We start from the raw sequence: 2491 nt of genomic DNA, 5'->3' as shown, positions 1-2491 counted from the left end.
CTGGTGCGCCCATAAGGGCATATAGCAAATGTGGTTTGGCAACCACTGGGCAAGTGTTTATAATGCCCATCAATAGCCGACTTATCCGAACGGGAAACCCGACGGGGAGTGTAGCATGTCGGAAAAGCCACAAGTCAACTAACTGTTAAGTTGCGACTGAGTGGCGAGTTGAAAGTTAGATATAAGGATGAAGTCTGAATTGATTGAACGATAGTCTGAACGGTCGGTTCTTGGGCTATGACGGAAAACAGTTACAAACGTCATACTGTGGTACTATACTAATGTGAAGTAGTAGTTATAGCATAAACAAACCACAGCGTAGCTGCAATAAGCAGAAAAGGGTGAACATCGCATCCGAGAATCTAACAAGCCAATAGTTGCTATATGTCTAAATGGGGATTGCCTAAGTCGAAATGCCACTGATGTGGCTATGGAGAAAAGCTCCTGAATATTCGATAAGGTAACGGAGCCTCCGTAGTAGTCTGAGCAAGGGAAAGCCTTGTACATGGCGAAGGGAGGCAGTCAATTTAGTTTAATACGATTAATGGAAAATGTGAGAGACATTATGAGAAATCCAGAAATAGTATTGAACAGTCTAATAAAGCACAGCGGAGATTCGAGCTATAAATTCGAAAGGCTGTACAAAGTTCTGTTCAATGAAGAGATGTACTATACTGCTTATCAAAAAATCTACAGCAAAGTAGGTAATATGACAAAAGGTATCGATGGAAAAACCATCGATGGAATGAGTATATCCCGCATTGAAAGGCTGATTGAATCGCTCAAAAACGAAACTTATCAGCCAAACCCATCCAAGAGGATTTATATACCGAAAAAAAACGGTAAGAAACGTCCACTTGGAATCCCCTCTTTTGATGATAAACTAGTACAAGAAGTTATCAGAATGATTTTGGAAGCTATATACGAGGGACATTTTGAACATACTTCACATGGTTTTAGACCACAAAGAAGTTGCCATACGGCTTTAATAAGTGTTCAACAATCATTTACAGCTGTACGATGGTTCATTGAGGGGGATATAAAAGGCTTCTTTGATAATATCAATCATGAAGTGTTGATTGGAATCCTTAAAGAACGTATCGCCGATGATAGGTTCATTCGTTTAATTAGGAAGTTCCTAAATGCAGGGTATATCGAAGATTGGGTATATCACAAAACATTTAGTGGTACACCACAAGGAGGAATTATAAGTCCAATCCTTGCGAACATCTACCTAGATAAACTTGATAAATATATTAAGGAGTACATCAAAGAATTCGATAAAGGGGAAAGAACTACGGCAACACGCCAGTACAGACTATACGAACAAAGACGATACCGCTTGGCAAAGAAACTGGAATGCGAGACAGATGAAACTGTTAGAGCCAAAATGATTGCAGAAATTAAGGAACTACGACAAGAAAGAAACAAATATCCAGCCTATAATAAGATGGATAGTAGTCACAAAAAGTTGAAGTATGTAAGATATGCGGATGACTTTCTTATCGGGATCATAGGTAGTAAGGAAGATTGTAAAAGGATTAAGAATGACATTAAGAATTTTCTTATTGAAAAACTAAAACTCGAACTCTCGGATGAAAAAACCTTGATAACCAATGCTAAGAAACCTGCCAAATTTTTAGGCTTTGATGTCTACGTGCGTAAATCTAATGAAACAAAGAGGGATAAACACGGTAGAACAGTGAGATGCTTTGGAGACAAGATTGTACTCTATGTAACAGCAGAGGTGATGAAGAAAAAGCTACTAAGTTATAATGCGCTAAAATTGATTACGCAGAATGGCAAAGAGGTTTGGAAACCACGCTCCCGATATTACATGAAAGACTTAGATGATTTAGAGATCATAAGTCAGGTAAATTCTGAAATCCGAGGTTTTTACAATTACTACGCAATCGCTAACAACAGTTCATATGTACAGTCATTTTCTTATATCATGGAGTACAGTATGTACAAAACCTATGCACTGAAATATCAAACTTCGGTAAGTAAGGAAAAGACAAAAAAGTGTATCAACGGAGTGTTCTCTATTCCTTATAAAAACAGGAAAGGCGACATACTCTACAGACGCTTTTACAATGAAGGTTTCAAACGCCAGAAAATTGCTCGTGGAGCTTACGTGGATAATTTACCCATGACAGTTACCATCACAGGTGGAAGAAACAGCCTTATAGCAAGGCTGCAAAACGAAAAATGCGAATTATGCGGTGCAAACGAGAAACTGGAAATGCATCATATAAGGAAGTTGAAAGACCTGAAAGGTAAAGAAGATTGGATGAAAAGAATGATTGCAAGGAAAAGAAAAACTTTGGCAGTCTGTTCAAAATGTCACGATAAGATACACGCAGGAAAGTTAGACTGAATAAATTGATGGAGAGCCGTATACCTGGAGACAGGTACGTACGGTTCGGGGGAGAGTTCTTGGAAACCTGCTATAGTTAATATAGCAAGGCGCCGGGTTCTTATCCTACGC

1 protein-coding gene is annotated in these 2491 nt (G+C 38.7%); it reads left to right on the top strand.

Annotation, left to right across the window (positions count from 1 at the left end):
* Nucleotides 1-565 precede the first annotated feature (565 nt).
* Nucleotides 566-2380 carry a group II intron reverse transcriptase/maturase gene (ltrA, locus tag LPB88_RS23625; protein ID WP_230718246.1) on the top strand — a complete coding sequence of 605 codons (1815 nt, stop codon included), beginning with the start codon at nucleotides 566-568 and terminating at the stop codon, nucleotides 2378-2380.
* Nucleotides 2381-2491 lie beyond the last annotated feature (111 nt).

The organism is Flavobacterium sp. JAS (assembly GCF_020991455.1).
GTDB lineage: Bacteria > Bacteroidota > Bacteroidia > Flavobacteriales > Flavobacteriaceae > Flavobacterium.
This window is presented reverse-complemented; position numbering and strand designations above follow the sequence as displayed.

What these genes read in the sequence shown, in the direction of transcription:
- ltrA (WP_230718246.1), top strand. Translation starts at nt 566, where the DNA reads ATGAGAAATCCAGAAATAGTATTGAACAGTCTAATAAAGCACAGCGGA.